This is a genomic window from Roseibium album, from assembly GCF_965233825.1.
GTDB lineage: Bacteria > Pseudomonadota > Alphaproteobacteria > Rhizobiales > Stappiaceae > Roseibium > Roseibium album.
In genome coordinates this window covers 5,700,633-5,725,598 of sequence record NZ_OZ247583.1, presented here as the reverse complement: position 1 = coordinate 5,725,598, position 24,966 = coordinate 5,700,633, and the positions used below count along the sequence as shown (strand labels likewise).

At 56.3% G+C, this 24,966-nt stretch carries 24 protein-coding genes and 1 pseudogene; 7 read left to right on the top strand and 18 right to left on the bottom strand.

Annotated features, from left to right (window positions below; translation table 11 throughout):
- Nucleotides 1-1,767, top strand: a complete 1,767-nt coding sequence (locus tag ACO6TI_RS26310; RefSeq protein WP_422383681.1) for a thiamine pyrophosphate-binding protein — start codon at nt 1-3, stop codon at nt 1,765-1,767.
- Between the two features lie 227 nt (nt 1,768-1,994).
- On the opposite strand, the gene ACO6TI_RS26305 is transcribed toward ACO6TI_RS26310, so the two are convergent.
- Together ACO6TI_RS26305 and ACO6TI_RS26300 are read right to left on the bottom strand one after the other, a co-directional pair.
- Nucleotides 1,995-2,588, bottom strand: coding sequence for a hypothetical protein (locus tag ACO6TI_RS26305; protein WP_281929414.1), 594 nt, complete (start codon nt 2,586-2,588; stop codon nt 1,995-1,997).
- A 239-nt stretch (nt 2,589-2,827) separates the two neighbouring features.
- Entirely contained in the window at nt 2,828-4,033 is a 1,206-nt protein-coding gene (locus tag ACO6TI_RS26300) for an N-acetylglucosamine-6-phosphate deacetylase (protein ID WP_422383680.1), read from the bottom strand.
- An 87-nt stretch (nt 4,034-4,120) separates the two neighbouring features.
- Between ACO6TI_RS26300 and ACO6TI_RS26295 the strand changes: the two genes are divergently transcribed.
- Nucleotides 4,121-4,891, top strand: a complete 771-nt coding sequence (locus ACO6TI_RS26295; RefSeq protein ID WP_422383679.1) for a DeoR/GlpR family DNA-binding transcription regulator — start codon at nt 4,121-4,123, stop codon at nt 4,889-4,891.
- Between the two features lie 265 nt (nt 4,892-5,156).
- On the opposite strand, the gene ACO6TI_RS26290 is transcribed toward ACO6TI_RS26295, so the two are convergent.
- From ACO6TI_RS26290 to ACO6TI_RS26275, 4 genes are all read right to left on the bottom strand, one after another.
- The gene (locus ACO6TI_RS26290) at nt 5,157-6,605 is read right to left on the bottom strand and encodes a peptidoglycan-binding protein (RefSeq protein WP_422383678.1); all 1,449 of its coding nucleotides are present in this window, start codon (nt 6,603-6,605) and stop codon (nt 5,157-5,159) included.
- A gap of 53 nt (nt 6,606-6,658) precedes the next feature.
- Complete coding sequence (locus tag ACO6TI_RS26285; RefSeq protein WP_422383677.1) at nt 6,659-7,960, bottom strand: peptidoglycan-binding protein; 1,302 nt, start codon at nt 7,958-7,960, stop codon at nt 6,659-6,661.
- A 402-nt stretch (nt 7,961-8,362) separates the two neighbouring features.
- Nucleotides 8,363-8,731 carry an antibiotic biosynthesis monooxygenase family protein gene (locus tag ACO6TI_RS26280; protein WP_029063243.1) on the bottom strand — a complete coding sequence of 123 codons (369 nt, stop codon included), beginning with the start codon at nt 8,729-8,731 and terminating at the stop codon, nt 8,363-8,365.
- Between the two features lie 175 nt (nt 8,732-8,906).
- Entirely contained in the window at nt 8,907-9,338 is a 432-nt protein-coding gene (locus ACO6TI_RS26275; RefSeq protein ID WP_108873717.1) for a MarR family winged helix-turn-helix transcriptional regulator, read from the bottom strand.
- Nucleotides 9,339-9,442: 104 nt separating this feature from the next.
- On the opposite strand from ACO6TI_RS26275, the gene ACO6TI_RS26270 reads away from it, so the two are divergent.
- The 5 genes and pseudogenes from ACO6TI_RS26270 to ACO6TI_RS26250 all read left to right on the top strand — a co-directional run bounded on the left by ACO6TI_RS26270 (nt 9,443) and on the right by ACO6TI_RS26250 (nt 12,962).
- The gene (locus ACO6TI_RS26270) at nt 9,443-9,883 is read left to right on the top strand and encodes a hypothetical protein (protein ID WP_422383676.1); all 441 of its coding nucleotides are present in this window, start codon (nt 9,443-9,445) and stop codon (nt 9,881-9,883) included.
- 140 nt (nt 9,884-10,023) lie between these two features.
- Nucleotides 10,024-10,359 (top strand): ribbon-helix-helix domain-containing protein, encoded by a 336-nt coding sequence (locus ACO6TI_RS26265; protein ID WP_422383675.1) that lies wholly within the window; start codon nt 10,024-10,026, stop codon nt 10,357-10,359.
- 69 nt (nt 10,360-10,428) lie between these two features.
- Nucleotides 10,429-10,823, top strand: a pseudogene (locus tag ACO6TI_RS26260) (VOC family protein).
- A 21-nt stretch (nt 10,824-10,844) separates the two neighbouring features.
- Nucleotides 10,845-11,369, top strand: a complete 525-nt coding sequence (locus ACO6TI_RS26255; RefSeq protein WP_104703705.1) for a Twin-arginine translocation pathway signal — start codon at nt 10,845-10,847, stop codon at nt 11,367-11,369.
- Between the two features lie 21 nt (nt 11,370-11,390).
- Nucleotides 11,391-12,962, top strand: coding sequence for a GMC family oxidoreductase (locus tag ACO6TI_RS26250; protein WP_055117122.1), 1,572 nt, complete (start codon nt 11,391-11,393; stop codon nt 12,960-12,962).
- Nucleotides 12,963-13,129: 167 nt separating this feature from the next.
- On the opposite strand, the gene ACO6TI_RS26245 is transcribed toward ACO6TI_RS26250, so the two are convergent.
- The 12 genes from ACO6TI_RS26245 to ACO6TI_RS26190 form a co-directional block, all read right to left on the bottom strand.
- Nucleotides 13,130-14,140 carry an alpha/beta fold hydrolase gene (locus ACO6TI_RS26245; RefSeq protein ID WP_422383674.1) on the bottom strand — a complete coding sequence of 337 codons (1,011 nt, stop codon included), beginning with the start codon at nt 14,138-14,140 and terminating at the stop codon, nt 13,130-13,132.
- A gap of 82 nt (nt 14,141-14,222) precedes the next feature.
- Entirely contained in the window at nt 14,223-15,662 is a 1,440-nt protein-coding gene (locus tag ACO6TI_RS26240) for a glutamine synthetase family protein (protein ID WP_422383673.1), read from the bottom strand.
- Between the two features lie 142 nt (nt 15,663-15,804).
- Complete coding sequence (locus ACO6TI_RS26235) at nt 15,805-16,203, bottom strand: cupin domain-containing protein (protein WP_055117119.1); 399 nt, start codon at nt 16,201-16,203, stop codon at nt 15,805-15,807.
- 5 nt (nt 16,204-16,208) lie between these two features.
- Nucleotides 16,209-16,646, bottom strand: coding sequence for a lactoylglutathione lyase (gloA, locus tag ACO6TI_RS26230; protein WP_422383672.1), 438 nt, complete (start codon nt 16,644-16,646; stop codon nt 16,209-16,211).
- Nucleotides 16,633-17,769 carry an aromatic ring-hydroxylating oxygenase subunit alpha gene (locus ACO6TI_RS26225; protein WP_055117990.1) on the bottom strand — a complete coding sequence of 379 codons (1,137 nt, stop codon included), beginning with the start codon at nt 17,767-17,769 and terminating at the stop codon, nt 16,633-16,635. Before ACO6TI_RS26225 ends, gloA begins: the two co-directional genes overlap by 14 nt.
- 522 nt (nt 17,770-18,291) lie before the next feature.
- Nucleotides 18,292-18,528, bottom strand: coding sequence for a hypothetical protein (locus tag ACO6TI_RS26220; protein ID WP_422383671.1), 237 nt, complete (start codon nt 18,526-18,528; stop codon nt 18,292-18,294).
- 67 nt (nt 18,529-18,595) lie between these two features.
- Complete coding sequence (gene glnT / locus ACO6TI_RS26215) at nt 18,596-19,930, bottom strand: type III glutamate--ammonia ligase (protein ID WP_422383670.1); 1,335 nt, start codon at nt 19,928-19,930, stop codon at nt 18,596-18,598.
- A gap of 73 nt (nt 19,931-20,003) precedes the next feature.
- Nucleotides 20,004-21,329 carry an FMN-binding glutamate synthase family protein gene (locus ACO6TI_RS26210; protein WP_422383669.1) on the bottom strand — a complete coding sequence of 442 codons (1,326 nt, stop codon included), beginning with the start codon at nt 21,327-21,329 and terminating at the stop codon, nt 20,004-20,006.
- Nucleotides 21,330-21,340: 11 nt separating this feature from the next.
- A complete protein-coding gene (locus tag ACO6TI_RS26205) occupies nt 21,341-22,024 on the bottom strand; it encodes a GXGXG domain-containing protein (RefSeq protein WP_350184800.1) in 684 nt (227 codons plus the stop codon).
- A 1-nt stretch (nt 22,025) separates the two neighbouring features.
- Nucleotides 22,026-22,922, bottom strand: coding sequence for a class II glutamine amidotransferase (locus ACO6TI_RS26200; RefSeq protein WP_055117109.1), 897 nt, complete (start codon nt 22,920-22,922; stop codon nt 22,026-22,028).
- Between the two features lie 290 nt (nt 22,923-23,212).
- Nucleotides 23,213-23,842: a helix-turn-helix domain-containing protein gene (locus tag ACO6TI_RS26195; protein ID WP_029063257.1), complete on the bottom strand. Its 630-nt coding sequence runs from the start codon at nt 23,840-23,842 to the stop codon at nt 23,213-23,215.
- 133 nt (nt 23,843-23,975) lie between these two features.
- On the bottom strand, nt 23,976-24,932 hold the full coding sequence (locus ACO6TI_RS26190) for a GlxA family transcriptional regulator (protein ID WP_158510396.1): 957 nt from the start codon (nt 24,930-24,932) through the stop codon (nt 23,976-23,978).
- Between the last annotated feature and the right edge of the window lie 34 nt (nt 24,933-24,966).

Genomic DNA, 24,966 nt, shown 5'->3' with positions numbered 1-24,966 from the left:
ATGCAACACAAAACCGTTGCGGAACACATCGTCGATTTTCTGGAACGCCGCAACGTCTGCCACGTATTCGGTTTGTGCGGGCACACCAATATTGCGGTTCTGGCAGCCTTGTCGGAAAGCCCGATCGACTTCGTGACAGTGCGCCATGAACAGATCGCCAGTCACGCTGCCGACGCGTATGCGCGGGTCACGGGAAAAGCGTCCGTTGTTCTGTCCCACCTGTCTCCAGGTCTGACGAACTGTGCCACGGGCGTTGCCAATGCGGCACTGGACTGCATTCCGATGGTTGTGATCGCCGGGGATATCCCGACCCACTATTACGGCAAGCACCCGCATCAGGAAGTCAACCTGCACGCCGATGCGGCGCAGTGGGAGATCTATCGGCCCTTTGTCAAACGTGCCTGGCGTGTAGACCGGGCGGATCTGATGGCTGAAATCCTGGAGAAAGCCTTTCATCTTGCGGAAAGCGGACAACCCGGACCGGTTCTGGTGAACGTCCCGATGGACATTTTCAGCGAGCGGATTTCCACTGAAAGCTTCGACAGGATCGCCTCCAACACGCGGGCTCTGGTGAAGCCCTCGATCGACGATGAAACCGCGCGAACAATCGTGAAGCGTCTGGCAGAGGCTGCAAACCCGGTGGCCTATGTCGGTGGCGGTGTCCTGCTCGCAGAAGCAAGCGAGGAACTGAGAGACTTCGTCGATCATATGGGGTTGCCGGTCGCCCATTCCCTGATGGGGAAGGGTGCCTTGCGCGACGATCATCCGCTCGTACTTGGCATGACGGGATTTTGGGGAACCAGCCTGGTCAATCAGTCCTGCCTGGAAGCGGACTACATCTTTGCGGTGGGAACACGCTTCAAGGAAGCCGACTGTTCCAGCTGGTATCCCGGTTACACGTTCAACATTCCCGGCACGAAGGTCATTCACATCGACATTGAACCCTCCGAGATCGGTCGCAATTACCCGACGGAGATCGGTGTTGTCGCCGACGCGAAGTCTGCTCTGCGCGTGTTGAGCCGCGTTGCGAAGGAAATGTATCCCGACGGGTTTGAACGACCCGAACTCGTTCGGAAAATCAACGAGTTCAGAAAGGACTTCAAGGCATCCAATCGGGAGATGGCAACCTCTGCTGACTTTCCGATGATGCCGGAGCGCATTCTGGCCGACACACGCAACGCCCTGCCGGACGATGCGATCATCACGACGGATGTGGGCTGGAACAAGAATGGTGTCGGCCAGCAGTTCGACATTCTGACACCCGGGTCCGTCCTGACACCCGGTGGCTTTGCGACGATGGGTTTCGGGCCTCCGGGCGCAATCGGCGCCAAGTTGGCAGCCCCCGATCGTGTCGTTATCAGCCTTGTAGGAGATGGCGGCTTTGGCCAGAATCCATCCATGCTGGCGACGGCGGTTGAACTGGATCTCGGGATCATCTGGCTGGTGATGAACAACAATGCCTTCGGCACCATCGCCGGACTGCAAAAGGCACATTACGGGTTGACCTATGGCACGACTTTCCCGGGATCCGCGGCCGTTCCCGAACATGGACCGGACTACGCCCGGATTGCGCGCGCCTACGGGGCGACAGGCATCAGGATCGACAGCGCCGACGCGCTGTTACCGGCAATCCGGGAAGCGATTGCAAATGGCAAACCGACAGTTCTGGACGTTCCTATGATCAACAACCCGACCCCGACCACAGGTCATTGGAACATCCTGGACATTTATTCTCCGGACAAGAACGTTTCACACGTCTCGACCTAGAGAACAAAATTCCGCTTCAAATGCTTTCGGATAGATGTCGAATATTGGGCGGACAGGGCCCGTCGGCATCAGGGCATTTACACCGAGCCTGAATTGGTCACATAAACCGAACTCTGATCTGCTTACATCCGGCTACCCAATACAAGATCAAGCCGAAAACGGGATCTTGCAGGATGAGCAAATGGTGGGAATGCGGAACAGGCGGCAAATACGGGCCGGGGTGACAGCTAATCCGGAATTGGTTCGAGTTCGATGGCGCGCGCTATACGTGCCTGTGTTTCGGACCTGAAAGCATCTGAGATTTCAGCACAGTCTTCGACGTGCCGGCCATAGGAGAGGACAAGTTCCGCATTGCCGTCTTCCGACGCAATGAGGTGTTGCATCAGCAAGAAAGGCAGCTGAAGTTCGAACCCCTGATCCCTCGCGAACAATGCTTCGCGATTGCCGGCAAGGGAAGCTTCTGCCTCCTTGGGGAGACATTGTTCGCGCAGACCGACCGTGACGCCGTTGATCTCGCCGGCTGGAAGGTGATCGTAATTCAACATGCCGCTCGCATCTTCCAGCGTTTCGGCATGAATCAGGATGATGTCGGATCCGTTCGAAAAGGCTGAAAAAGACACCCGGAACATGTGCCCGTTGCTCTCCTGACGATGGTGCAGTTCTCCCAGTGACCGAAAGGGTTCACTGATCTTGATCTTGTAAGCAGCTTCATGCGTCGTCGTAACCGTGTTCGACAGCCGGTCAATGTAGTCAAACTCCTCTGCAGCCGATTGATTGGCAAGCAGAAGCACAGCGACAACCGTCAGTGTCCTCAGCAACATGATCCGGTCTCCGTGAAGCAACCCTGAACATCTCATTGGCGGGTCACAGCGTAGCCCGCTCCGGAGCAGGCAACCGACCGGCGGTGCCCGCAAACGAAACCATAGGCGCGAGTATCTGCACCTGTCGTGTCGGCAGCAGGTTCCGTCCTGGAGCGGCTTTGGACATCATTGCGTGAACAAGGGCTTAAAGTCCATATTGCATGACCCATGTTACGCCGTGAATGGTCAGGATCCGCAGTTCAGCCTGGAGTTTTGCCGCCATCCTGGAGATCAAACTTCTCGCCACCCAAATAGACATCTTCTATCTCAAGATCGTCTGACAAGAGCAACACGTCAGCGGTCTTGCCGACCTCAAGACTTCCGTGATCTGCAGAAATACCCGCAAGTTCCGCCGGAGTCAGGCTCGCCATCCTTATTGTCGTATGGAGGGGGGCGCTGGTGGCACTGGCCATTGTTCTTACCATGTGATCCATCCCATGCATGGAACTTGCGAGCCCGCCGTTTGGGTCGCTGACCGTATTCCCGTCACTGATAACGATACTTCCTGACCCTTGCGGGCCAAACCGGTATTCACCCGGCGGGCAATCAAGCGCTCGATTGGCGTCGGTCACCAGACAAAGTCGATATTGACCGATCATGTCATAGGCAAATTTCAGAAGTTCGTCGGAGAGATGATATCCGTCCGCGATGACTTCCGTGCTCATGTCCTCGTTGTGCAGGACGTATTGCTCCATGCCTGCGCGCATCGGCGTACCAAATCGGGCTCTCAAAGAGGATACTGAACTCATAGCGCACCAAAAGTGATCGACGTGGCGGACACCTTCGGCAAAACCGCGTTCGAGCTCTCCCCAGTGCGCATTGGAATGCCCGCACGTAATGAAACAGCCAAACCTTTGGGCAAACCGGTAAAAGTCCAAAGCACCTGGCAATTCTGCCGCACAGGTTGCGATCCGCACGATGCTCTTTCTGAGAAAGTACTCATACTCCTCGCGGACAGGGTCACGTCGACCTTCGACCGGATGCACGCCGACCTTGTCTTCAGCAAAATATGGACCGTAGAAATGAACTCCGGCGATCCGCGCACCATCTCTGGATCGCCAGGAATTTTGTACCGCCTGACATGCGGAAATCATTGCATCCAGCTCTTGTCTGGTCCCTGTCGTTGTGGTTGGAAACAGGGTCGTTGTTCCATGGCGTGCATGACACCTGTTGCTGGTCAACACGGCATCGCTGTCACCGTCCATGTAGTCTGCGTTTGCACCGCCGTGAACGTGGATATCGACATACCCCGGAGATATGTATTTCCCCTCTATCGCTTCAACGTTCCTGAACGGGTTTTCGACGCCGACATGGGTGATCCGACCGTTTCTGCATGCAACGTGACCGCCTTCCAGAATTCGATCAGGAAGGACGAGGTCCCCTTTGAAAACCAAAACATCACTCAAGTTTATGCCTCCATTTTGCGTTCGAATATGCATTGCGTATTTATGCCGATTCGTGCATAAAAACGCAATAAACGAGAGGATATGTCGATGCAATCACCTGCTAGCCCGGATGAACGGCGGCGCTACATCCTGAAATCACTACAGGAATCAGGCCGGTTGACGACCACCCAGCTGGCCGCCCGCTTCGACATTTCGGAAGACTCTGCCCGGCGCGATTTCAGGGAGTTGGCAGCTGAGGGGCTCATTCAACGTGTTCATGGAGCAGCTCTGCCGGTCTCTTCAGCGTCGCAGCCATTCAATTCCCGCTACAAGATATCCGCAGGCACCAAGGCGCGGCTTGCCAGGTTGGCCGCGGCTCACGTTCTTGAAGGACAGGTCGTTCTATTTGACGGAGGAACCACCAACCTTGCGATTGCCACGCAAATTCCAAAGACATTGGCATTTTCAGCGATCACCAACAGTCCTCGGATTGCGGCGTCGCTGAGTGAAAATCCGAATGTTGAGATCATTCTGCTCGGTGGAGTGTTTGACCCACGCAGCCAGATGACGACGGGTGCCGCCGTTCTGGATGCCGTCCAGCGTCTTCATGCCGATATCTGTTTTACCGGTGTGCACGGGATTGATGCAGCACTGGGGCTGACGACGCCCTACTACGATGAGGCTCTTTTCAAAGCAGCAATGATTGCGGCGGGACAAAAGGTCATAGCAGTTGCAACAAAGGACAAAATTGGATTCCGGGCCGCCCATCACATCAGCGACTTGGCTTCTCTGAACCTGCTGGTCGCGGAAGGGCACGACGAGATCATGCAGCAAATTTCATTGATAAAAAAAACCGGGCTAGACCTGGAGCTCGGATGACCACTGAAAGCAGGCACCTGCATGATGTTTGTTGCAGCGAACACTATTCGAGAGACCGCCCTCCTGCTCTCAAGCGTTGACCTTGTACTTTCCGGTCTCTTCAGATCCATGTTGGGGTGATGACGGAAAACAGTTCCTGATTATCGAATTCACGCAGGCAATCCGCCCGCTTCAACCGATGCAACGATTGGCAAAAGGCGACGGGGCCCCCGTCAGTGACCCTTGTACGCCCTGCAGACGCCAGAGTGTCTGATGATGTCCCCGGTCACCCGGGAAGCGCTACATTTGTGTTTGTGAGCGCGGGAGCGCTTGCAATGCCCAGCAACGTCGCTTTCTGGTGCATTTTCCGGACTTGGCCTCGGATCAGGGTGAAGTCTGTCTTGATAACGTTGTTGTGCGCATCGACTTCACTGATTGTCGGCATCATCAGGTTCTTGCTACCCACGATCTGCCCAAAATGTGGGTCGATCGGTACGACCATGAAACCGGGCCCTAATGTCGGCAGGTTGATCGCTTCGGGATGGTCCAGACCAAGGGCGTGACCGACTTCGTGAGCCAGGACTTCGCCTGCTGCGAAAGCGCGACGGTACTTGGTTGGATCTCTGATCAGGATGGTTGGCGACGTGCCGCTCGTAACACCGTATGCCACCAGTTTTTTGTTCTGTGCCTCTTCCTTGTAGGTCAGAATGTTATTGACGAAAAATACGTTTATGTCCGCGGTGGGATCCCGGTAGGTGTCGAGGTAGTCCCACTCGTCGGCATCGTCTTCTTTCTTTTCCCTGGCTTCGATGTAGTTGACTGCTTTGCCGAAGATATGATCGACATGGCTGATGTCATGTGCGTGGAGATGAATGTTCGCGTGACCAAAGAGTATGCGGTTCGCAGTTTCCAGACTCGCTGCAACGTCAGCCGCTGACCGTACCGAGCCCCCATGCTCGTCCTGTACGAGGTGGAATGTCACCTTGACGGAAAAGTCGCGAACGATGTCGACGAGGAGTTGCGCCTTGACCTGACCGCTGCCGTCTCGTGCAACGATCCGTCGGTCCTTGAGGCCGACGAGACCTGGCTGACCGGACAGGAGAAACAGCCGGCTTTTGGTGATCGCCCTTGGCCGGATCTCCGTTACGGTGACGGCAGGGTCTAAGGATGTAACCGTGAGGTCCTGCCCGCCGAGGAGTTGAACGATGCGATTTCCGTTCGCGGGCACCATCTGCCAGGGCGGCTCGCTCCTTCCATCAAATCCGTTGAGCGCTCTGCCGGCAACAAAGCGCGGCCGGTGACCGTCCGTCGTAGGTGTCTTGGGGCGGGGCGGTGTGGGAAACGGGTGGACAGGTACCACACGTTTGGGAGCGGGTCTTTGGGGATCCGGGGTCACCGGTGTGGGAACCTTCGGGTGCGGGCCATTCGGCTTGGGTGCCGGGTCGTCGAGAAGTGCCCCACCGAGCTCTGAATTGAGGCGCCCGATTGTTTCCTTTCCTGCGTCACCGTCGACTGCCAGGCCGTGTCTTGATTGAAAATGCCGGGTAACCGCGTCGGTCTCTTTGCCGAAAATCCCGTCCTGTGCACCGTCTGCCCCGGTTGAACCAGGCATTGCGTGGCCGAGTGCTACATATGCGCCTTGGAGCAACGCGACACCGGCACCCCGTTCACCTCTGGTGATCGGAGAAGAATTGCACGCCGCGTTCCTTAGTCGAATAATCCCTTGCGAATACATGGCTTAACAAGCCTTTCTCATTCATCAAGTTAAGAACAAACGCGTCAGTAAACCTATTTTTTTGCTGTTTTCCCTGCGCTCTTCCACATTTTATGGATTTGCGTCTTGCGCAGATATGACGTCTTGGTCTGACCGATATCCGCCATGATCGTTCCATCTTTGTGTTTGAGGCCGAGGGCATGGCCGGCTTCGTGCATAAGCGTCCATTTGCCGACCTTCTTGTTGACACTGTCGGTAATGTAGTCGTCCTCGATGAGGATGCGGCCCTGGCCGAAGTGAAGGCCCGTATGAACATCGCCCTTCGCGGCATTTTCCGCATTCATCTCGTATTCCCAAACGCAGAAAACATTGAGATCGGCAGTGTTTCGGCAACCTTGAAAGATCAGATAGACGTCTTGCGTCTCGTATCTTTTCTGCATGTCTCGCACGAGAATGACTTCGCCAAGATCGGCATCAACCTTGTATTCCGGATATGTGTACTGCATTTTGAGGCGGATGTTGCACTGTTGGGCGAGCAGTTGACTGGTGTCGTTCACGAGCTTGGCCAGCTCACTGACAGGGCGTGACGTTTTGCGGACCTTGTCGCTCACCATGTAAAAGTCGACCGTCAACACATATGGCTTGGTGGTTTCAGCTTCCATTCGAGCAACCGTCAGAGAACCGGTGCGTGCCTCGATCATGGCGCGAGCGCCGTCGACTTCACCGGTGAGGAGGAACCGGCGACATTCATCTTTGAAACTGATCGGAAGTTCGTGGACTTTTATGAGGTCGTTGTTGCTTGTCACGGTGAGACCTTCGCCGTTGAAAAGCTTCACGATCGCACCGCCACCTCCAGAGCTCAGCGGTTTGCCGGATGTTGGTACCATTTGCCAGGGTGGCGTCGCCGTTTTGTCGAAGCCGGTTGCGATGTTCCCTTCTGCGAAATGTGTCCGCTTGCTGGGCCGGACGGAGGGTCTCGGAGACCTGGGAACCGTTGGTCCACCTGGTAAGATACCCCCGGGATGCACCGGAACAACGGGTGCGTTCGGGTTTGGGGAGACCGGTCTATTGCCCGGGTCGGTACCGCCCAACAATTTGGACATGGCGCCCAATGTGTTCTGGCCGACGATGCCGTCGACAGAAATCCCTTGCCCAATCTGAAAGTGACGCGTGACCGAGTAGGTTTCCTTGCCGAATATTCCGTCTGCGGAACCGTCAGAGCGGATGGAACCCGGCATCGGATAACCGGCCTCCACATACGCTTTTTGAAGAATGGCAACTGCCTGCCCGCGCTCGCCTTTGAACATGGGGGGAGCGTTCCGCGCAGCGCTTTGGAGCCTCGGATTTTCGTTGATGCTTAGGGGTTCGCTGGTCATTGCAATGCCTGTTCAAATACAAAGTCGTGAAAATACAGGTCGCGCAAAATCTACAGCTCAAAGCATACGCTAATCGCATAGCGGGAAAGTGATGCAGGTCACGCATCAGCGGTTTATGGTCTGTTGACGTCTACTACTGCTGGCAGTTCTTGGTCCCGAACATGGATGTTTTCATGCAAGGTCCGCATCATCCGTGACGCCGCCATCCAGTTGCCGGGCGGCGAACGCAACCGTCCCGGTCTCCAGAACCTTATGCGATTGCCGCATCAAGCAGGTCTGTTGCCAAGGGCGGTCGATGGGGCGAGGGGCCGTCCTTGCTTTCCTGACACGGGGTCCCGATGCCAACGCGCCAGAGACCGGACGGTCCGCAATATCCGTGCGGATTCCGGGTCTCTGCCTGTCTCAAGCGACACAATGATTGGCAACACCTATTTTCCTGAACAGATGAGGTTTGGCGACAGCGCTGGGGGGATAGTCGGCAATTCGGCGTTGAAACTCCGGATTGGTGAATGCATTTCGGAAACTTTCGACATCCTGCCAGATCGCGTAGTTGATAAAGGTCGTGCTGCCGGCGATGCCCTGATGCATCTGGGTTGAGATGTATCCCGGTTGAGCCTTCATGAAATCAGCATCATGAGACCATGCTGCGACGAGGGCTTCCTCATCTCCCGCGTCTACCGTAAAGACATTGATCAAAACGATCGGACCGTCCTCCGCTTTCATCTGATCTGCCAGTGATACGACCCGGTCGAGTTCTTCAAAATTTGCCATCGGCGTTTCCTTTCATCAATTTGAATAGCTAGCTATATACTATTGCATAGTGAGCTATTCAAGTGTCTGACGAGAGATTTCTGCTTTCGGCAAAAATGCGCGGAAAGGCAGTGCAACTCTGGAGAAATCCGCTATCCCAACGCAGCGGTTGTCAAGATAGGCAAATCAAGGTTGTTCAGTCCTTGTGAAAGGTGCGAATGACCCGCTGCATGGTGTCGATGAACTGTTTCCGTTCATCAGGGGACAGGTCGGCGAGCGCCATCTCGTTGACCGTTGAGGCAGCTTTATATGCGTCATCCCGAATGGAGTTTGCCTTTGGCGTCAGCCAGATGATCTTTGCGCGTCCATCGGTTGGATGGTCCTTTCGCAGGATAAGGCCGTCCCTTTCCATCCGGTTGAGTGTGTTGGCCATGGTTGCCTGTTCAATATCAAGCTTTTCGACCAACTCTTTTTGAGTCTGACCGTCCTTTTGCCACAGGGCCAGAAGTGCGGGAAACTGCCCGGGAACAATGCCGAAGGGTTCGATACGCTTTCGCAGGCCTTCGAAGAACAGACGGGCCACGTGGTTGATGAGATACCCGGCTGAAGTGTTGTGATCAAATTCCATAGGACGTTTTAGATTTGCATTGCCTGGAGCGCAACAATATATAGTAAGCTATATAAATCTGAATACCCCTCGATATTCCAAACCCTGCATTGAAAGGCAGTCTGATGAAAACCCGCATTCATGCCGCCGCTGGCGGCCTCGGCTTCCTCATGGTCCTGATATTTTGGACTTCGACCGTGATCTCGGAAACTTTTGCGACAGGCACAGATGTTGCCGTGGTCAAGTCCGCCATCCTGATGGGCATGTTCATTTTGATACCGGCACTGATCGTTGCAGGTGGCTCGGGCATGGCGATGGGCGCTACCAGAACGGATCCACTCGCCATGGCCAAGAAAAGGCGCATGCCTGTCATCGCAGGGAACGGGCTTTTGATCCTGGTTCCATGCGCCTTCTTTCTGGAAGGCAGAGCTTCAGCCGGCCAGTTCGACACCGAGTTCTATGCCGTTCAGGCCGTTGAACTTCTTGCAGGCGCATTGAACCTGACCCTTATGGGTCTGAACATACGTGATGGCTTGCGCATGACCGGCAGATTGAGCAAGCGCTGAGTCCTGCCTCCCGTCTCGCTCTTTAGGACACTGGCGCTCGGGCAATCTCTGGATAATAATGGTACCGATCGCGAGCGAACCTTGATGCCTGCAAGTTTGAAATGTTTGCCGGCCGATAAACTGACACCGGGAGGAACACTATGTGTCAGATTTTTGCGGGACAGGATCCCGAACGGTATGCCAGCCAGACCCGCAGCATGCGCCTGAACGGACAAAGTACCAGCATCCGGCTGGAAAACACGTTTTGGGAGATCATTGACGAGATCGCCCGACGCGACAACGTCTCGACGCCGACGTTCATTTCCACGCTGCATTCGGAGGTCCTTCAGCTGCGTGGAGAACCGACCAATTTCACTTCCCTTTTGCGCTGTGCCTGCCTGAAATTCATCGAGCTCAATCCCGGAAATCCCATGCACGACATGTCGTCCAGAACCTTTGAAGAGACTGAGCCGGAGAATAAATTCTCGGTGGTATAAGTATACCACCTTACCCGGGCTTGTGCCTTCTAGCCTTTCTCGCAGTCACAGCAGCGGGAGGATGGTCTTTTGGCCAAGGCAATACATTCGATGATCCGCGTCCTGGACGAAGCGCGTTCACTGACCTTCTACGAGAAGGCTTTTGGTCTGGGCGTCAAGGATCGGCTGGATTTTCCGGAGTTCACTCTCGTCTACCTGAGCAACCCGGAAAGTGATTTCGAACTCGAGCTGACCGTGAACAAGGGGCAATCTGCTCCTTACGAGCTCGGTAACGGATATGGTCATTTGGCCGTGTCTGTAACAGATCTTGCCGCTGAACATGCGCGTTTCGAGGCGGAAGGTCTCAATCCCAGAAAACTCGTGGATTTGCGCCGGCCGGAGAGATGGTCGCACGATTTTTCTTTGTTGCGGACCCGGACGGATACCAGATCGAGGTTCTCGAGCGGGGTGGCCGTTTCAAATAATCACTTGAGGGAGGAGAGGAAATGAACAAGGCAGACGGCCCGAAGGGCCTTAGCCGCAGGCAATTGCTGTTGCGGGCCAGCGTGGCGGGTGCATCGTTCGTGATCGGATCCGGTTTCATCGCTGCCCGGGATGCGGCCTGGGCAACAGAAGTTAGCAACCTGAAGCCGGAAACATTTGCGACTCTTGTGCAAATGGCACGCGATATCTATCCGCACGACCGCATCGCGGACGAGTTTTATGTGATCGCGGTTCAAGGCTATGACAATTCGGATCATTCCGATGAAATCGAGGCTGGCATCGCTGTCCTGGACGCCGCCGCACGCGGCAGGGGCCATGCCGGATATCTTGACACGGGCTGGGAACGCGACCGGGTGGATATCCTGCGCAACATGGAGGAAAGCGCCTTTTTCCAGAAAATCCGCGGTGGCCTGGTAACAGGCCTCTACAACCAGAAAGCGGTTTGGCCGATCTTTGGATATGAAGGCGAGAGCTACTCCAAGGGCGGTTATGTTGACCGTGGATTCAACGACATCAACTGGCTTTGAGCCATAGGGGAGGAAAGAACTATGGCTGCACCTTTTGATCTCAACGACGACACTGTCGTTGTCGTAATCGGTACCGGCGCCGGTGGTGGCGTTCTTGCCAACGAACTTGCGCAGAAAGGCGTCAGTGTTGTCGCCCTGGAAGCCGGCGGACGTTATCTTCCCGAGGACTACGTCAATGACGAGTGGGAGAGTTTCGGACAGCTTGCGTGGGTCGATCCGAGGACCACGAGCGGTGACTGGCGTGTTTCGAAGGACTTTTCCGGCCTGCCCGCCTGGATCGTCAAGGCGGTGGGTGGCACGACCACGCACTGGGCGGGCGCTTCGCTGCGGTTCCAGCCGCATGAATGGAAAGGCGCGACAACATACGGCAACGTGCAGGGAGCAAACCTGCTCGACTGGCCGATCGGCGCGGAAGAAATGGAGCCGTGGTACGCCAAGGCCGAAGACAAGCTGGGGGTCACCCGCACAAACGGCCGTCCGGGTCTGCCTGGCAACAACAACTATCTGGTCTTCGAAAAAGGCGCCCGGGAACTCGGGTACAAGGACGTCCATACAGGACGCATGGCAATCAATGCCGAAGACTACGATGACCGCCTGCCATGTCAGCAGACCGGCTTTTGTTTCCAGGGCTGCAAATGGGGCGCGAAATGGTCGGCTGCCTATACTGACATTCCGCGTGGCGAAGCGACCGGCAACCTGGAAGTCCGTGAGCGTGCCCATGTCGCCCGAATTCTGCACAACAACGACGGCAAGGTGACCGGTGTCGAATATTTCGACAAGGACGGTAACCTCCACATGCAGAAAGCCCGCATCGTGTGTGTTGCCGGAAATTCGTTCGAGTCGCCGCGAATGCTTTTGAACTCGGCGTCTTCAATGTTTCCGGACGGTCTGGCGAATTCGTCGGGACAGGTTGGCCGGAACTACATGCGTCACATGACAGGTTCCGTATACGCCGTCTTCGACAAGCCGGTCAGGATGTGGCGCGGCACGACGATGGCCGGGATCATACAGGATGAGTCGCGTCACGATCCGTCCCGTGGTTTCGTCGGCGGCTACGAGATGGAAACCCTTGCACTCGGTGTTCCGTTCATGGCTGCATTCCTTGACCCGGGCGCCTGGGGACGTGAATTCACTTCCGCACTCGACCAGTACGAAAACATGGCCGGCATGTGGCTCGTCGGCGAGGACATGCCCCAGGAAACCAACCGCGTGACGCTCAATCACGATGTCAAGGACCAATGGGGTCTGCCGGTCGCTAACGTCCACTTCAGCGACCATCCCAACGATATCGCCATGCGTAACCACGCCTACAAACAAGGGCAGGCAGTTTATGAGGCTGTCGGTGCTACACGTACGTTCCCGACACCGCCATACCCGTCGACCCACAATCTCGGCACCAACCGGATGTCGGAAAACCCGCGTGACGGTGTGGTCAACAGGTGGGGGCAGACGCACGATATCACGAACCTGTTCATATCCGACGGGTCCCAGTTCACGACAGGCGCGGCCGAGAACCCGACGCTCACCATCGTCGCTCTCGCGATCCGTCAGGCGGATCACATTGCCAGCGAGATGAGCGCCGGTACTCTCTGACAGGTGAACGCATGAGTTGAAGGCGGAGGCCCAATGGCCTCCGCCTTCTTTTTCAAGATGACCGATTGCGAGCAATGACATCGTCGTTGTTTGTGCCGGCCATTCTTTCTGTTCTTGATGCCTGAACGAACCAGCACACCCAAGACGAGATCCGCGCATGTTGCCAGTCAAGCGTTCAGGAGTTCGGCGACGTTGGTGTCGAGTTGCGCGGTGAAGCCCGCGTCGTTGCCTGGATTGGCGGCGCAGTGGCCGAATTCGGACAGGACCGGCCTGAATTTCGCACCCGGAATATGCTGCGCCTCATATGCGTTGTCTTCGGGTGGAAAATAGAGGTCCTGCGCGCAGGGCATCAGGATGGTCCGGGCCCGGATCGAGGCGAGGGCTTTTTCAAGGTTGCCTTCAAATTCCGGTCCGGCGCTGACATCACCTGCCTGCCAGGTTGCGATCTTGGCCAGCAGGTCATTGGCGTCCCAGTTGCACGCATGATCTTCAGCCCAGTCGTCCAGAAGGTCTGCAATGCTCTCGTAACCGAGGTCCCTGTACCGGCCATTGCGGTAAAATGACTGGGAAAATGCCCAGCCGGCATATGCGCGCCCGAATGCCTTGAGGCCTTCGACCGGTTGCGTGCCGTAGTCTCCATTGTTCCACTGGGTATCGGCACAGAGCGCGGCTTTCACGCCCTCCAGAAAGACAAAATTGTGTGGCGAGGTTCTGGCCGAGGCGCAGAACGGCAGGATTGCTAGGACCAGATCGGGATGCTGAACCGCCCAGTGATAGGCCTGGCATCCGGCCATGGACCAGCCGAGAACCAGGGCGATCTTTTTGACACCAAGATGCCCGGTCAGCAGCCTGTGTTGCGCGGCAATGTTGTCTTGAAACGCAATCGCCGGGAAGTTTCCGGCCTCTTGCCTGCTTGCCGCAGTGCTGGGGGAGGATGACAGCCCGCCACCGAACAGGTTGATCGAAACAATGAAATGGCGCGCCGGATCCAGGGCTCGGCCCGGGCCGAAAAAACCTTCGTTCCTGCTGTGGCTCCCGGTAAAGAATGTCGGCATGACAACGACGTTGCCGCCGTCCCTTGCCAGGGTTCCATAGGTCTTGTAGGCGAGTTTCGCATCTCGCAGCGTGTCACCGCACTGAAGCTGAATGTCGCCGCATTCGAAAATGTCGAAGTCCATGACGTTGCGGATCTCCAGTTGTAGAGACGGACGGTCCACCGGCTTTTTTCGCAGTCCACCTCCGTCAGATGCGATGCGTCGATCAAAAGAGCCGCAGGTATTCCTTCACTTCCCAATCCGTCACCGACTGGTGATAACGCTCCCATTCGTCGGTCTTGTAATCGATGAAGGATTTGCGCATGACCGGCCCCATGACATGCTCGGCGACCTCGTCACTGCGCAAGGCTTCGATTGCATTCCACAACGTTCGCGGTAGCCGGCGAATGCCAAGCTCGCTCAATTCGGCTTCCGTTTTGGAGTAGAGATCGAAATCAGTGGGTTTACCGGGATCGACCTGGTTCTTGATACCGTCAACGGCACAGGTCAGATGCATTGCCATGGCGAGATAGACATTCATGGTCATGTCGCAGGCGCGGTTTTCGATACAGTGACGGCTTTGAGGCAACCGGAACTGTGCGGACCGGTTGTTGAAACCGAAGGTAATGTTCGTCGGCGCCCAGGTGACGGTGCCACCCTCAAAACCACCGACCCGTGGAACCAGACCATTATAGGAATTCACGGTCGGGCAGGTGATTGCGGTAATGGCATCGGCATGGGCAATCAGGCCGCCGACCGCATAGCGGCTTTCCTGTGACCAGTCGCCCTCCGGCGTCTTGAAGATGTTCTCGTCCGGCCTGCTTTCATGCTGCAGAGACAGGTTGATATGGGCGCCGGAGCGCCAGTCCCCGACTGTCGGTTTCGGCATGAAGGTTACGAACATGCCGTGTTTCTTGGCGACTTCCTTCAGGACGATGCGCAGAAACGTCAGCCGATCGGACATTTCCAGCACGTTGGTATAGTGGAAATCCAGTTCAAACTGGGAGTAGGCGCCTTCGGCGACCACGTCGTGCAGGTTCCAGCCCAGGCCTTCGATGATGTCGATCATCTCTTTCAGGAACGGCATGGAATCCAGTGAATATTCAACATCATACCCGAAGGCCTGCCTGCGCGGCCGCGTTCCGTTTGCCGGGTCATCATCGAAGGCCTTCACCGGGTGCCCGTCCTCATCGTATTTCATCACGATGAATTCCGGTTCAACACCGGCATATCCGGCGTAGCCATCCGCTGCCGCCTCCTGCATGGCGCGTTTCAGTGCCTGGCGCGGGCAAACGTTGTAAGGCGCATCTTCCCAATAGAGATCGGAGAAGATGATCGCGGTGGACGTATCCCAAGGGCAGATGTAGACGGCATCCAGGTCCGGCACGACGACCTGGTCACTGTCGGCAGGGGAAAGCTCCGGGACATAGGAGATCGAGTGAACTGCAAATTGCGGACCTTTGCCCAGACACAGTTCGTCGAAATCACTCATGGGTACAGGTTTGGTCTTGGGAATGCCGTGAAGATCAACCCAGGCGGCCATGACGTATTTGACACCTGCTTTTTCAAGGCGGGTTCTGGTTTCAGGTATCTTTGGACGATTGCGTTCGACGGCGTCCTGGAAGCATTCGATATAGATCCTGTTTTCCGGATTGGTTTTCAGCATTTCGCAATTTCCCTCTGCAACTCCGTCGACCGCACGCGGCAATCTTCTGTTTCACGACCACTGCTGGAAATGTTTGACTGTTTCCTGAATGCGACTGGTGACGGATGGCCTGGTCGGTCCGACCATCAATGCCGGAAGCCGGTCAGCCCGCGACGAAGTCATCCGGATCGATGCCCGGCACCTGTGTGATGCCGGCGAGCTGTTTCCAGTTGTGGGGATAGGCGGCGTAAAAAATCACGCATTTCTCATCCGCTTCATAGGAGATGTGGTTGTCCTTCGGGATGTAGAGAACGTCGCCCGGATTGCAGATGTAGCTCTCACCGTCGCAGACCAGCCTGAAAGTGCCTTCCATGCAATAGATGATCTCGTCGCATGTCAGGTCCCAGGGAACCTTGACGTCGTTGAGAAAGTTCAACCCACCGCACATGGTGTCGCTGACGGCGCTCGTGACAAACGGCTTGATATAGGTCTGTCCCGGCTGGAGTGTCTGGAGACGATTTTCGATGTCGGCGAATTTGAAGAGGTTTGGTTTGCCGCCCATGTCTGTCAGCCTTCCTGTGCGAGATGTTTGAGAATGGATTCGTTGAGTTCGATCTTGTAGCCGTCGGGGTCTTCGCAGAACGCAATCACCCGTGTGCCGTTCTTCATCGGCCCCGCCGGGCGGGTGATGGGCACGCCCGCAACCGCCAGGTCCTCGCACGCCTTGTAGACATCAGGCGTCTCGATGCAGATATGGCCCCAGCCGTCGCCCTTTTCGTAGGATGCGTCCCGATCCCAGTTCGCCGTCAGTTCAAGGGTCGGAAATTCCGCTTCCGGTCCATATCCGATGAAGGTATTCGTGAACCTGCCTTCCGGATAATCGGTCCGTCGCAGCACCTGCATTCTGAGGATGCCGCAATAGAATTCCAGTGATTTTTCCATATCCGTGACACGCATCATTGTGTGCGCCAGACGGAATCCACCTTCCAGGTTATTGGTTGTCATTGTAGATTCCTTCCTTTGGCAATTTCCTGCTGGTCACGTCTCGAGCCACCATGTCCTGGAAAGCCCGCACACTGTCTTCCCAGGCCGGGGACAGCACGCCGCCTGCGGCCGACACCTGCGAGGCGCGGCCCAGCTGCAGCCGCTCTGTCATTTCATGATCTTCCTTGTGGACGTCCCACCAGAGTTTTCGCAGCCCCCGGATGGCTTCCTCCGAAAGGGACTGACCTTCGGTGGTGTAGAGCGCCCGTTTCTGCATCATGGTGCCCGGACCCGTCGGGATATTCAGATAAACACCCATCTGGTCAGGGAAATACCGGCCCAAGATGAAGTTCGGATAGAGTGTCAGATAGCGGGAACTGACCCCAAGGCTGCCGGATGTGCCGATTTCCTCTTGAAGATCCACTGCGCTGCCCAGACAGTTTCCATCTATGATCGTGAAATGATCCTCAAGTGGCTGGTCGGTTGTCGACGCGTGCACGAATTGGACGTGGTAGGGTTCGATGAAGTTCTCCATGATGAACTTCCAGTTGCAGGCAATTTCACCGAAATCCAGAGTGCCGATGCAGTTCAAGTTCTCCCACTCGATCCCGTTCAGCCGTTCCTTGATCGTGGAGGCGTAATCTTCGAACGGTTCGGCATCACCGTCGATGTTGACGAAGATCCAGTCGTTCCAGATATGTGTGCGGACCGGAACCAGACCATTCTGCTTACGGTCAAAGCCTTTGGAAAAGTGCTCGTTCACACCACCGAAATGCGGTGAAGCCCGCAGGTTGCCGTCGAGATCATAAGCCCAGGCGTGATAGGGGCAACGGATGAGCTTGCCCACGTTGCGCGGTTCTTCCACCAGCGTCAGACAGCGGTGCCTGCAAACATTGTGGAACGCGCGAATTGCACCTTCCTTGTTTCGCACCAGAAGCAATGGATGACCGGCAATTTTTATCGGCACCGCATCGCCGGACACTTTCAATTCATGAACAAATCCGACGCAGATCCAGTTCCGGGTGAACACCGACATGCATTCGGCGTCCCAAAACTCCTTGTCGGTATAGGCAGCGGCAGGCAGACCACGCCGTGGGGAGGTCTCTTCGAAGAAAGGCTCAAGCAGGGTTTCAATCGCGCCCATTTGCTTCCTCGTCCGGAGTTTGAGTGTGTCACTGGCTGAGGCCGGCAATTGACCTGAACCATGCATATCGTAGTGAAATGCGAAATTCGTATTTTGTCCATAAAAATTTTGATGAAAAAGTAGAAAAGTGCGAAATTATTATCTTAAATATAAAAATTTCTGCCTATTCTGTAAAGTTGAGACGTAATTCAGCTGGATGCGCAAACATTCTTCAGCCGGAACTGCGTTTGACCGCAATCCTACCGGCAGGAAACTGCGCCGATGCGAAAGCGGCGGCGGGAAAGAAAGAGGTCGAGCGATGCCGGTGAGGATTCATTTTCGCCAGGCAACATGGTGCGAAAATCTCCTGGATGGATGAACAGCAGTTCCACTCTGCCCGGTCAGTTGATGACCTTTCACGGAAAGTACGTCAAAAATCGCTGGCCTTGACCGGAACAGTTTCGATGACAACACGGACCGGTGCGGCATCGTGAATGAGGCCAGCACCTTCGCTCATGGCGATGCCTTGCAATACCCGGCCTGTCATGGTTCCGGCACCGGATATCGCGGAGTATCTGTTGAATTGGCTGCGACCTGTACGACTGAATTCGCTTGCATCGCAATCGAGACACCCTGCTGCCAGGACGCGGGCTCGATAGAAATCCGGCTGGTCCGGATGATCTTGGCAACCGTCAGCCCTGATGCGCCAGTGTCATGGCCGCTCGCCTTCATCGCGGCCTCGACCCCGGTAAATCTCACGGCCAGTTGGCTGGAGATCATCAGTGTCGTTCCCTGTCCGGTCACAATTCAAGCGCTGGAAATCGGTCACACCCGGCTGTGGTGCCGTCTAGATGTCGAGTGTGTTTTCCTTTTCCCATCGTGAGAAATGGGAGACGAATGAATTCCATTCCTGCATCTTCATCTTTATGAAAGCGCTTGAAAATTCCTCGCCCATCGTCTCCCGAAGGGCATCGTCTCCGTCATATTCGCGCAGAGCATCCAGCATGTTCAGCGGAAGTTTCGGCGCATCCTGCACCTTGTAGCCTTCGGCATACATATCAATGTCCCAGCGCTTGCCGGGATCGGCCTTCGAGCGGATGCCAGACAGTCCGGCTGCGATCACGGCAGCCTGGAGCAGATACGGATTTGCGGCTCCATCGGCGAGGCGGAGTTCAAATCGGCCCGGACCGGGAACGCGGACCATGTGCGTGCGGTTGTTGCCCGTCCAGGTCACCGTGTTCGGCGCCCAGGTCGCACCTGACATCGTGCGCGGTGCGTTGATGCGCTTGTATGAATTCACGGTCGGGTTGGTGATCGCGGCGAGGGCCGTTGCATGCTGCATGATGCCGCCCAGGAAATGACTGCCGTATTCCGACAGGCCGACTTCGGATGCGTCGCCGGAACCGCCGTCCGTATTTGCAAATACGTTGGTTCTGGCCGCCTGGCCAGGAGCGTCCCAGACGGAGACATGCACGTGACAGCCGTTGCCGGTCAGTCCTTCGATCGGCTTGGGCATGAAGGTGGCGCGCAGGCCGTGCCTTTCGGCAACCGATTTCACCATGAACTTGAAGAAGGAATGCTTGTCGGCCGTCTGCAGGACATCGTCGAACTCCCAGTTCATCTCGAACTGACCGTTGGCATCCTCGTGATCATTCTGGTACGGCTGCCATCCGAGCTCCAGCATGTAGTCACAGATCTCGCGGATAACGTCGTAGCGGCGCATCACCGCCTGCTGGTCGTAACACGGTTTTTCCGCCGTGTCGTAAGGGTCGGAGATCTGCTCGCCATCCGCTGTGAGCAGGAAGAATTCAGCTTCGACCCCGGTCTTGACGTGCATTCCCATTTCGGCGGCTTCGCCGATCAGGCGGCGCAACACGTTGCGCGGTGCCTGCGCGACATCCTCGCCTTCCATTACACAATTTGCCGCCACCCATGCGACTTCGGGCTTCCACGGCAGCTGGATCACCGACGCCGGGTCCGGCACTGCCAGCATGTCCGGATGTGCAGGTGTCATATCGAGCCAGGTCGCAAACCCGGCAAATCCGGCGCCATCGACCTGCATGTCTGAAATGGCTTGCGCGGGAACCAGTTTGGCTCTTTGTCCACCGAACAGGTCGGTGAAAGAGATCATGAAGTATTTAACGCCATTTTCCTGCGCGAAGGCCGCCAGATCAGTCGTCATGGTTCATATCCCTTTCCCTGTCTTTGCAAATTAGATCGAGCTTCGTAGTCGTGTCGGCAAGACTGCCGTCAAATCAAAATCCCGGCTTGCCCGGGTACCAGTCTGTTCCGGCAAGAGGCACTTTTGCCATTGCCGCCGCTTCCATCGTCAAGGCACAAAGATCTTCTGGTTCCAGATTGTGAAGATGATTGTGCCCACAAGCGCGTGCGATTGTCTGCGCCTCCAACGTCATTACCTTGAGATAGTTGCGCAGCCGCCGACCGGCCTCGACAGGGTCCAGTCTGGCGGCAAGCTCCGGGTCCTGCGTGGTGATACCTGCCGGATCCCGTCCTTCGTGCCAGTCGTCATATGCGCCGGTCGTTGTCCCGAGTTCCTGATACTCAGCTTCCCATTTCGGGTCATTGTCGCCGAGCGCAACCAGGGCTGCGGTCCCGATTGCGACTGCGTCCGCACCCAGGGCGAGAGCCTTGGCGACATCGGCCCCTGTCCGGATACCGCCGGATATCACCAACTGCACCTCGCGGTGAACGCCTAGGTCCTGAAGCGCCTGTACGGCGGGGCGGATGCTGGCAAGCGTCGGTATGCCGACATGCTCGATGAAGACGTCCTGCGTGGCGGCCGTTCCACCCTGCATGCCGTCCATCACCACCACGTCGGCACCAGCCTTCACCGCGAGCGCGGTGTCATAGTAGGGACGCGTTGCACCAACCTTGACGTAGATCGGCACCTGCCAGCCGGTTATTTCCCGAAGTTCAAGGATCTTGATCTCGAGATCGTCAGGCCCGGTCCAGTCCGGGTGCCTGCACGCGGATCTCTGGTCAATTCCCTTGGGGAGGGTTCGCATTTCGGCCACGCGATCGCTGATCTTCTGGCCGAGAAGCATGCCGCCGCCGCCGGGCTTTGCTCCCTGGCCGACGACGATTTCGATAGCATCCGCCTTGCGCAGGTCGTCCGGGTTCATTCCATAGCGCGACGGCAGATACTGATAAACCAGTTTGGTGGAGTGTCCGCGCTCTTCGGGCGTCATGCCGCCATCGCCAGTGGTGGTCGACGTCCCCGCGGCAGAAGCGCCCCGTCCAAGAGCTTCCTTTGCCCGGCCGGACAACGCGCCGAAGCTCATGCCGGCAATAGTCACCGGGATATCCAGTTCAACCGGTTTTTTCGCAAAGCGGGTGCCCAGCACCACAGACGTTCCGCATCGTTCGCGATAACCTTCCAGTGGATACCGGGAGACCGATGCCCCCAGAAACAGAAGATCGTCGAAATGCGGTACCCGGCGTTTCGCGCCACCACCGCGGATGTCGTAGATACCGGTGGCGGCCGCCCGGCGGATTTCGGAATTGATCGAATTGCTGAACGTTGCCGACTGAATTGGCAGGGTGCCGGGGGTCTTGTCCATGTCCGTGTTCCTCAGTACGCTGCCGCGTTGTCGATATCGAAATTGTAGAGTTCGCGAGCCGAGCCATATCGCCTGAAATCCTCAGCCCTCGCATCGCTTCCGGCACGGGACAGCAGATCGCCCAGGGTCTCAAGATGCTCGGGCCGCATTTCCTTTTCGATGCAATCCGCCCCCAGGCTTTTCACCGAACCGCGCACAAACAGCTTCGCTTCATAAAGTGAATCGCCGAGGGCATCGCCGGCATCCCCGCAGACGACCAGATTGCCCGCCTGTGCCATGAATGCGGACATGTGTCCGATATTGCCGTGAACGACAATATCGATCCCCTTCATCGAAATGCCGCAGCGCGAACTGGCATTCCCCCTGATGACGAGGAGGCCGCCGTGACCCGTCGCGCCGGCATATTGGCTGGCGTCGCCGTCGACGATCACGGTTCCGGACATCATGTTCTCCGCGACGCCAGGGCCGACTGATCCCTCGACCCTGATCGTTGCCTGCTTGTTCATTCCGGCGCAGTAGTAGCCGGTCGACCCTTTGACAGTAACGTCAATGGGGGCGTCCAGACCAACCGCGATTGCGTGGCTGCCCTTGGGGTTCACAACCTCCCACCGGGTCTGGTTTGTTTCCTGTTTTTGCGCCTGAAGCGTTGCATTCAGTCCGCGCAGACCGTCGGCGGCAACATCATAAGACTGCATGTCAGTGGCTCCAGAAGTAGACGGTGGCGGGTTCAGGCTCCCAGACACGGGCGTTGTCAATTCCGGGCAGGTCTACCAGCGCACGATATTCGCTGCCAAAGGCGACATACTGTTCCGTCTCGGCCATCACTGCGGGTTTGCAGGCAATCGGGTCGCGTACCACGCCAAAGCCATCCTTGGTTCCAACGACGAAGGTGAAGAAACCGTCGAGATCTTCCAGACTGCTTTCAAGCGCTTCGCCGAGCGACGCTCCGTTCTGCATTTTCCAGGTCAGATAGGCAGCGCCCACTTCGGTGTCGTTCATCGAACCGATCTGCACACCTTCACGCATCAGTTTTCGGCGAAGCACGTTGTGGTTCGACAGAGAGCCGTTGTGAACCAGGCACTGGTCTGCTCCGGTTGAAAACGGATGCGCGCCCTCTGTGGTTACGGCGGATTCAGTGGCCATGCGTGTGTGACCGATGCCGTGGGAGCCACGCATCCCGGCCAGGTTGAAACGTTCGGTCACATCTTTCGGCAGTCCGACTTCCTTGTAGATTTCGATCGCATCTCCGTCCGACATGACCCTGATTTCGGGGCGCAATTCAGCAAGGGCCTGGCGAGCTGCCCCGGCCTTGGGACCATCCAGTAAAATAACCGCATGGGTGTCGTTGGCCTGCAAGGAAACAGAGGCACCGATTGCCTCGCTCAGATCTTTCGAAAGGGACGCGAAGTCCTTTGCCGCATTGTCCGACTGAACGGTCAGTTTCGTCTGGCCGTCTACCGCATCGCCATAGATCGCGATCCCGGCGCTGTCCGGACCGCGGTCCGTCATGGTGATCAACATGGCAGACAACAACTCACCGAGTTTCGGCTCAAGCGATTTGTCCTTTAAAAAAAGACCCACAATCCCACACATGAATTTGAGACCCTTCAATGTTTCGTTGCAGGGGAACTTACCCAAGCTTCCTCTTGGAATCTACCCTAAAGAAAAAATCTTTCCTTAAAAGAAACAAAAAGATTGATGCTGAATGTGCTCGCGGTGCCGTTGCGGTGCTGACGTCGCCGGATGACTTTCGAAGAATGAGGCAGAACAGGCCAATTGCGCTCTCAGCGCGACAGCATGGACACAATGCAGGTTCAGAAAGACATCCGGCCGCCTGACATGCCGGACGGAGCCTGGAAATCAGGGCGCAACGACTGACCGCTTTACCGTGATTGCCGATAGGAAATGATCGACAGGAACCTGACCGGAAGTTCGACCAGGACTTCCGGACCATGGGGAGCGTCCGCGTCAAAGAACAGCGTATCACCAGGTGTCAGCCGAAAGAGCCTGTCACCGTGTCGATAGTCCACCTCGCCCTCGAGCATGTACAGCGTCTCGATACCGTCATGTTGAAATGTCGGGAAGACGTCTGATTCTTCGGTGAGCGTGATCAGGTAAGGCTCGACAACCACGCCTGTGGTGTTGGCGCTCAGATGGCCGAGCAGATTGTACTGGTGTCCGGCGCGCGTACCGGCCCGCTCGATCTGGACCCCGTTGCCGGAGGTGGTGAGAACAGCTTCTCTCTTGTCCTCAAAACGAAGGAACAACGTGCTGAGAGGCACGTTCAGGGCGTTGGTAAGAGCCTGCAAGGTTGTCAGGGACGGGGAGATGTTGCCGTTTTCGATCTTGGACAGCATGCCGACAGAAAGATCCGCGGCACTGGCCAGATCGGAGACGTTCATGCCTCGCTGGCGACGGATCGCGCGGACTTCCCGCCCTATCGAATCTTCAAGGTTCCTGTCGACCCTGTCGCGAACCTTGTGCGGATCCTGTGAGAGCTTTCGTTGTTTCAAAACACAATCGCAAGACTGGTGAACATGCACTCTTGTCGGACAACATCGGTGTCAGATCAACCCATTGTATCCAATTCACCGATATCGCCGGCCCGACAACACGGTAGGCTGACAGGAACGCGCCCGGGTTGTTTCAGTCCTTTTCAAGTCTTCTTCGATCCGTTGGCGTCATGCCGAAACGTGTTCTGAAGGTCTTTGCAAAATGGCCCTGGTTGACGAAGCCGGTCGTCAGGGCGATTTCCATGAAGGAAAGGCGGGTTTTCCTTGTCAGTTCATCCGCTTTGTCAAGCCGTATTTCCAGATAGCATTGCATAGGTCCAATGTTCAGTTCCTGGTCGAAACGGCGTTGAAGCTGACGTTCGCCCACGCCGACCAGCATTGCGATCTGCTTGAAGGACAGGGGATCCGCAATGTGATTTTCCATGAGGTCCAGAGCGCTCAGAACAATGGGATGGAGGTTTTTGTTTCCTCCTGCAAATCCGGATCGTTGTGGTTGCTCTGAGCTTCTGACTTCCGTGTGAATGAACCAGTCCGTCACGGCACGCGCCAGATCGATACCATGATCCGATTGAATGAGGGCATGCATCATATCGAGTGGCGCCATGCCTCCGGCGCAGGTGTAACGGTCCCGATCGATGATGTAGAGGCGGCGTTCCATCAGAAACCTGTCGGAATACTCCCTGAGCTCTTCAAAATGTTCCCAGTGAACGGTGAAACGCCGGTTTTTCATGACACCGGCCTTTGCCAGAAGGACCGGGCCGCCGGATATCCCGCCAAGAGACGTCCCGTGTGCAGCCAGAGACCTCACCAGACCGGATACGGCTGTGTCCTGTAACGACATTGCATTGCCACCGGCTACAACAAACAGGATATCAAGATCAGGGTCGGTACCCGCGAGCTGTTCCGTATGGAAGGGCGCACCGCAAGAAGAATAAGTGGGCCCGCCGTCTTTGGAGAAATAGCAGATCTCGTAGAGGGGCTTTTTTGCAAGAAGATTGGCTGCTCGTAACGGCTCGACAGCTGCTGCACCGGACATCAGGGCAAAGTCTTCTATGAAAAAGAAACCTATTTTCCGTTTGGTATCGAGCATGCGCATAATTCTATACCCATGACGCGATTGGAGA

Coding starts and splice junctions, on each gene's coding strand:
- ACO6TI_RS26240 (WP_422383673.1), bottom strand. CDS start 15,662: ATGCTGAAAACCAATCCGGAAAACAGGATCTATATCGAATGCTTCCAG.
- gloA (WP_422383672.1), bottom strand. CDS start 16,646: ATGACAACCAATAACCTGGAAGGTGGATTCCGTCTGGCGCACACAATG.
- glnT (WP_422383670.1), bottom strand. CDS start 19,930: ATGACGACTGATCTGGCGGCCTTCGCGCAGGAAAATGGCGTTAAATAC.
- ACO6TI_RS26210 (WP_422383669.1), bottom strand. CDS start 21,329: ATGGACAAGACCCCCGGCACCCTGCCAATTCAGTCGGCAACGTTCAGC.
- ACO6TI_RS26290 (WP_422383678.1), bottom strand. CDS start 6,605: ATGTATTCGCAAGGGATTATTCGACTAAGGAACGCGGCGTGCAATTCT.
- ACO6TI_RS26200 (WP_055117109.1), bottom strand. CDS start 22,922: ATGTGTGGGATTGTGGGTCTTTTTTTAAAGGACAAATCGCTTGAGCCG.
- ACO6TI_RS26270 (WP_422383676.1), top strand. CDS start 9,443: ATGAAAACCCGCATTCATGCCGCCGCTGGCGGCCTCGGCTTCCTCATG.
- ACO6TI_RS26205 (WP_350184800.1), bottom strand. CDS start 22,024: ATGCAGTCTTATGATGTTGCCGCCGACGGTCTGCGCGGACTGAATGCA.
- ACO6TI_RS26235 (WP_055117119.1), bottom strand. CDS start 16,203: ATGGGCGGCAAACCAAACCTCTTCAAATTCGCCGACATCGAAAATCGT.
- ACO6TI_RS26225 (WP_055117990.1), bottom strand. CDS start 17,769: ATGGGCGCGATTGAAACCCTGCTTGAGCCTTTCTTCGAAGAGACCTCC.
- ACO6TI_RS26275 (WP_108873717.1), bottom strand. CDS start 9,338: ATGGAATTTGATCACAACACTTCAGCCGGGTATCTCATCAACCACGTG.
- ACO6TI_RS26280 (WP_029063243.1), bottom strand. CDS start 8,731: ATGGCAAATTTTGAAGAACTCGACCGGGTCGTATCACTGGCAGATCAG.
- ACO6TI_RS26190 (WP_158510396.1), bottom strand. CDS start 24,932: ATGCTCGATACCAAACGGAAAATAGGTTTCTTTTTCATAGAAGACTTT.
- ACO6TI_RS26285 (WP_422383677.1), bottom strand. CDS start 7,960: ATGACCAGCGAACCCCTAAGCATCAACGAAAATCCGAGGCTCCAAAGC.
- ACO6TI_RS26265 (WP_422383675.1), top strand. CDS start 10,024: ATGTGTCAGATTTTTGCGGGACAGGATCCCGAACGGTATGCCAGCCAG.
- ACO6TI_RS26245 (WP_422383674.1), bottom strand. CDS start 14,140: ATGGACTTCGACATTTTCGAATGCGGCGACATTCAGCTTCAGTGCGGT.
- ACO6TI_RS26250 (WP_055117122.1), top strand. CDS start 11,391: ATGGCTGCACCTTTTGATCTCAACGACGACACTGTCGTTGTCGTAATC.
- ACO6TI_RS26295 (WP_422383679.1), top strand. CDS start 4,121: ATGCAATCACCTGCTAGCCCGGATGAACGGCGGCGCTACATCCTGAAA.
- ACO6TI_RS26255 (WP_104703705.1), top strand. CDS start 10,845: ATGAACAAGGCAGACGGCCCGAAGGGCCTTAGCCGCAGGCAATTGCTG.
- ACO6TI_RS26220 (WP_422383671.1), bottom strand. CDS start 18,528: ATGATCTCCAGCCAACTGGCCGTGAGATTTACCGGGGTCGAGGCCGCG.
- ACO6TI_RS26310 (WP_422383681.1), top strand. CDS start 1: ATGCAACACAAAACCGTTGCGGAACACATCGTCGATTTTCTGGAACGC.
- ACO6TI_RS26305 (WP_281929414.1), bottom strand. CDS start 2,588: ATGTTGCTGAGGACACTGACGGTTGTCGCTGTGCTTCTGCTTGCCAAT.